The organism is Zoogloea sp., assembly GCF_044344315.1.
Lineage (GTDB): Bacteria > Pseudomonadota > Gammaproteobacteria > Burkholderiales > Rhodocyclaceae > Zoogloea.
This window is the reverse complement of record NZ_JBIJDC010000174.1, coordinates 1-5079: the sequence shown is the minus strand read 5'-3', so window position 1 is coordinate 5079 and position 5079 is coordinate 1. Positions and strand designations below refer to the sequence as shown.

At 65.8% G+C, this 5079-nt stretch carries 5 protein-coding genes; all 5 read right to left on the bottom strand.

Annotated elements, in window-relative coordinates; all coding sequences use genetic code 11:
• On the bottom strand, nt 1–1201 hold a 1201-nt coding region (locus ACIQ09_RS21650), incomplete at its 3' end, for an FAD-dependent oxidoreductase (RefSeq protein ID WP_398314400.1).
• A 519-nt stretch (nt 1202–1720) separates the two neighbouring features.
• Nucleotides 1721–2950 (bottom strand): hypothetical protein, encoded by a 1230-nt coding sequence (locus tag ACIQ09_RS21645; RefSeq protein WP_398314398.1) that lies wholly within the window; start codon nt 2948–2950, stop codon nt 1721–1723.
• A gap of 45 nt (nt 2951–2995) precedes the next feature.
• Nucleotides 2996–3766, bottom strand: a complete 771-nt coding sequence (locus ACIQ09_RS21640; protein ID WP_398314396.1) for a hypothetical protein — start codon at nt 3764–3766, stop codon at nt 2996–2998.
• A gap of 12 nt (nt 3767–3778) precedes the next feature.
• The gene (locus ACIQ09_RS21635; RefSeq protein WP_398314394.1) at nt 3779–4291 is read right to left on the bottom strand and encodes a hypothetical protein; all 513 of its coding nucleotides are present in this window, start codon (nt 4289–4291) and stop codon (nt 3779–3781) included.
• Nucleotides 4288–4566 carry a DnaJ domain-containing protein gene (locus ACIQ09_RS21630; RefSeq protein WP_299884732.1) on the bottom strand — a complete coding sequence of 93 codons (279 nt, stop codon included), beginning with the start codon at nt 4564–4566 and terminating at the stop codon, nt 4288–4290. The genes ACIQ09_RS21635 and ACIQ09_RS21630 overlap by 4 nt, the downstream gene beginning before the upstream one ends.
• Nucleotides 4567–5079: the final 513 nt, after the last annotated feature.

Sequence of the window (5079 nt, the reverse complement as noted above, 5' to 3'; positions counted from 1 at the left end):
TGGACGGGAGGATCAGGAACTCGGGGTCTTCCGGCGGAGCGATGTCGTTGAGGGCCATCTGCAGCAGGGTGCCGTACTCGTCGGCATTGCCCACCAGCACGGCACCAAGGAGGTGCTTGCCGTCCTCGCTGACCACGATCTTCTTGTAGATCTGCTTGCGCTCGTCGGTGTAGCGATAGCTGCGGCACTTGGGGGTCTTGCCCTGGGCGTCGCCGATGCTGGCCACGTCCACGCCCCTCAGCTTGAGCTTGGTGCTCATGTCGGCGCCGGCAAAGCGGGCGTCCGTCTGGCCGGTGATGTGGCGGGCCACCACGCGGGCCATGTCGTAGCCGGGGGCGACCAGCCCGAAGAGTTGCTCCTTCCAGGCGGCGCACTCGCCGATGGCGTAGATGTCCGGGTCGCTGGTGCGCAGGTGGTCGTCCACCGCAATGCCGCCGCGGGGGCCGACTGCCAGGGCGTTCTGGCGGGCCAGCTCGTCGCGGGGGCGGATGCCGGCGGAGAACACGATCATGTCGGTCTCCAGGTGGCTGCCGTCGTTGAAGACCATGCGGTGGCGGGCGCGGGCGCCGTCGGTGATCTCCACGGTGTTGCGGCTGGTGTGCACGTGCAGGCCCAGCTCTTCGATCTTGCTGCGCAGCACGCGGCCGCCGTCTTCGTCCACCTGCACCGTCATCAGGCGCGGGGCGAACTCGACCACGTGGGTTTCGAGGCCCAGGTCGCGCAGGGCCTTGGCGCATTCCAGGCCCAGGAGGCCGCCGCCCACCACCACGCCGCTTTGCGAGCGGGCGCCGGCTTCGGTCATGGCTTCCAGGTCTTCGATGGTGCGATAGACGAAGCAGTCGGCCCGGTCGTTGCCCTTGACGGGGGGCACGAAGGGCACCGAGCCGGTGGCCAGCACCAGCTTGTCGTAGCTCAGCACCTCGCCATCGGCGGTGGTGACCGTCTTCTTGCGGCGGTCGATGGCCGCGGCGCGGGTCTTGAGGCGCAGGGCGAAGCCACTCTTGTCAAAGAAGCCGGGTTCCACCAGGGAAAGGTCGTCGGCGGTCTTGCCGGCGAAGAACTCGGACAGATGCACCCTGTCGTAGGCGGCGCGGGGCTCTTCGCACAGCACGGTGACTTCGGTGGGGACGGATGCGAGTTGGTGGAGTTCTTCGAGGAACTTGTGGCCCACCATGCCATGACCGACAACAATGATTTTCATGATTAATCCTGCTCGTCCGGGCTTCCCCGGGGACCGTCCGGGATCTCCGTGCCAGGCTCTGGGAGTGAGCGGCGCAGACATCATGGCCCCCGCGAAACGCGGATCAATATCGGGTTGGAACAACGAGGTGGCGGGTGCTTGCGCACGCGACTCGCTCGGGTTCCGCCGTCGTTGGCGGAGGCAACTAGGCCCGCGGCGGCACTGCCAGCGGGCAAGATTCAATAAGCAGGTATCGTGCCGGAGTCGATTCCCGCGGAATCAGCGGGTTTCCGGCCGGGCGGGCGGTCATATCGCCCGTTCTAGGCGCCAGAATGGTGCGCTGCGGTGTCCACATTGGCGCATGGGGAGGCCGCGTGGCGTCTCCTGTGGGGGCGACTTGTAGGGGCGACTTCAGTCGCCCGCGGACTTCGATCAAGGGCATGCCGGTGATCGGCGCGTGGATGGGCGACTGAAGTCGCCCCCACAAGGCTACAAGTCGCACCGACGGTTCTTCCTGTCGTCGTCGGGGCTGTTCTACGTTCAGCCGGCTTTCTTCTTCCAGCTGGCGCGGCAGGTGTCCTGCAGGTAGTTCATCACCAGGGTGGTGTCGTCGCTGTCCAGTTGCTGGCGGGCTTCGGGGCCGAGGTCGTCTTCCCACATGCGGCGCACGTCAGACTGGTATTCGAAGGGCACGACGTTTTCGATGAAGCGGGCGATGGCTGCTTCGTCGAAGCCCGATTCGCGGAAGTTGTCCCAGATCCGGGTGGCGTCGCGCTTGAGCAGGCTGCGGGTGGGTTCGAGGCCGGTGGCGACCATCAGCAGCACGCCGCACTGCACGTCGGTGTGATCGCCCTGATTGCCGGTGATGCGGGTCCACTCCTCGGCGCAGGCCTTGTCGTGGTGGGTGATCTCGCTGACCGAGCTGGTGTCGAAGAAGAACAGGCCGGAGAAGCGGTCCTGGTTGCGGTAGATCTCGGTGGCCGGGATGTCGCGGATCACCGGCAGGACTTCGGCGACGAAGCGCTCGGTTTCGCGCTTGAGCAGGCTGCGCACGGCGGGGGGCGCGTCTTCGAGCCAGGCGTCGAGGGTCGGGAAGCTGGCGCTGCGCTTCTTGCGGGCGGCTTCGTGGAGCTTCATGAAGCGCTCGACACTGAAGAGCCCGGCGGCCTTGCGTTCGGTGAGGAGGACCAGCAGGGCGCTGTTGATCACCGATTCGCAGAACACGTGCCACTCGTCGGCATCCTCGCGGTCAATGCCGAGCTTGCCGACGAGCCAATAGGTGGCGTCGATGTAGTGCTGGTTGCGCTCGCGGCCAGCGCGTTCGGCCAGGTAGCGGGCGTAGGTGATCGGGGTTTCAGCGGTGCACTTGGCCAGGAAGTCCTTTTCGCTTTCGCGGAAGATCTCCGGCGCACCGAGGAGGCGCTCGGTGGGCAGGGCGTGCAGCTTGCGCAGGCGGTCGGCGCCGGCTTTGGACAGGGCCAGCAGGGTCTTGTCGCGGAGCAGGCGGCCGGCCACGTCGATCTTGCCGCCGGATTCGGCTTCGAGGGCCAGGCCGACCAGGGTGACCAGCCGGGTGCGGGCGGCTTCCAGCTCGGGGCGCAGGTTGGGGGTGCCGAAGTAGGTGGCCAGCTGCACGATGCCCTTGGCGCCTTCGCGCCGCAGGGCGTCGAGCCGGGGGCCGTCCACCAGGCCTTCCTGGAGGGCGTGACAGAGCACCCGCTCGAAATAGGGGCGGGTGTCGACGGTGGTGAGTGCGGTATCAGCGAACATCGTGTGCGGGGCGCGGCGCCACGGGGGCGCCGCGCGGTTTCCTGGTCAGATGGCGGATTCCTCGTCGTCCTCGTCGAGCTTCGGCACGCCGGGCTCGCCGGATTCGGTCAGGGGCATTCTGGCGGCTTCGGCGGCGCGGTGCAGGCGGTCCTGGATCTCGATGATGAGCAGCTCGAAGGTGTCGGAGAACTCGTGGCGCAGCACCCAGGCAGTTTCCATCCAGTCCGAGTCGGCGACTTCGGAGCGCGACATGCGCACCCGCACCATTTCGATGGCGTCGCCGATCTCCAGGCCCTGGTCGAGCTCGTCCACGCGTTCGGCGTCCCAGGTGATGGCGGATTTGGGGGCGAAGGCCTTCTCCAGGTCGATCTCGGCCTCGAAGACGCCGTGATAGGCCAGGGCCAGCAGGGAGTCGTAGTGGTCGGTGAAATAGTCGGCCAGCACACGGACGCCATCGTCGTGCTCCACCAGGCAGTCCAGCACCTCGGCGCAGGACGCCGGGTTGCGGTGCATGACTGCGTTCATGGTGTTGCGCAGGCGCGGCACATACTTCTCGATGGGCTCGCCGTACTGGCGTTCGAGCACGATGGCCTGGACGAACTGCTCCGGGCTCACCAGCAGGTTGACCACCGATTCCTTGCTGGCATCGTATTCGCGGATCACCGCCAGGACGTCCTTGGGGGCCATCTCGTCGAGGACTTCGACCAGGGCGTGATCGCCTTCCTGTTCGGCGACGACGACGAGGTGGGCTTCAGCCCGGGAGATCTCCCCGGCGAGGATGAGTTCGCGGGTTTCCTTGATGACTAGCTGGGTCATGAACAGTCTTTCTTAACGGTCAACGGCGTCGAAGCCCTGTTCGGACATCCACTCTTCGCCGGCTTCGCCGAGGTCGTCGGTCTGGTCTTCATCTTCTTCGTCGCGGCTGGCTTCGGGGGCCGAGCGGGCGCTGAGGCCGCTGCCGAGCAGCCATTCGAGCACGGCGGTGGTGATGAGAAAGCTCTCGCCGCCGTCCTTGTCGAGGCAGATGTTGATCAGGGGGCGGGCCCACGGGGCAATGTCGAGACTGGCTTCGAGTTCAGCCCAGGACGGAAAGCCGTCGTCGCCGGGTTCGCTGTTGGAGGCGGTGTGCAGGAGCTTGCCGGTGCTGAAGCCGAAGGCGCCGTGGAAGGCCGGGGCGACCATCTCGGGGGCGGTGTCGATCATGCTGAGCAGGAAGGAGAACTCCTTGTGCTTGTCGCGCACGCGCTTGTTGAGCACATCCTTGCCTTCGGAGTCGGAGCGCAGGTCGTCGATCTCGCTGGCGTAGCGCTCGAAGATGTCTTCAAAGTAGAACGAGGTCAAGAAATTACCTTTTCAATGTAGGAAGCCCACAGGGAGGTGGCTTCTTGCAGGGGGTCGTCGATCAGGTTGCGCCGGCGCAGGGCATCGTAGTCGCGCCGCTTTGCGTCGTCGGAGAGGATGTCGTAGGCCGCCTGGATGTGGCGGAACCGGTCGGCTGCTCCAGGGTCGGGGTTGCGGTCCGGGTGGTACAGGCGGGCCGCCTTGCGGTAGGCCGTCTTGATGTCGTCGGCTGCCGCCGTCGGCGAAATGCCCAGGGTTTCGTAGGGGTCACGCATGGTGTCGAGCAGGGGAAGACGCCCGGGCGGGTGAGGGGCGGGTCACGGGAAGCCTTCGATTATAAGGTAAAGGGCCCGGGCATCGCCGGGTTACCCGGCAGGGGTGCCGTGCTGCTGATGAGCACAGGCGATTCAAGGTGATCCGGGGGCTTGGATGGCGTGGGGTCGAATTCATTCGACCGCGGACGCTGACAAAGGGATGTCGATGATTCAGCGGGCAGAGGTCGAATTTATTGGCTATGTTCGCGTTAGGTATGTACACACTGCGCCTGGCAGGCCCGCCGGGCTTGGTGAGCCTTGCCGTCCGGGGTGGAAGCGCTTTCCAGGCTTTATCCGAATGTCGTTGAGCCCCTCTCTTCGACCTTTGACCGGTGAGCCCTTACGGACGGCTTTCCGTTGTACTACGTCACATTGGCCGGGGACTCGCCCCCGGCGGGCGACCTTCTTCTTTGTTGTACGACAAAGAAGATGATATGGACGCCTCCCGCCCACCTCCACCCACGAAATGACCGA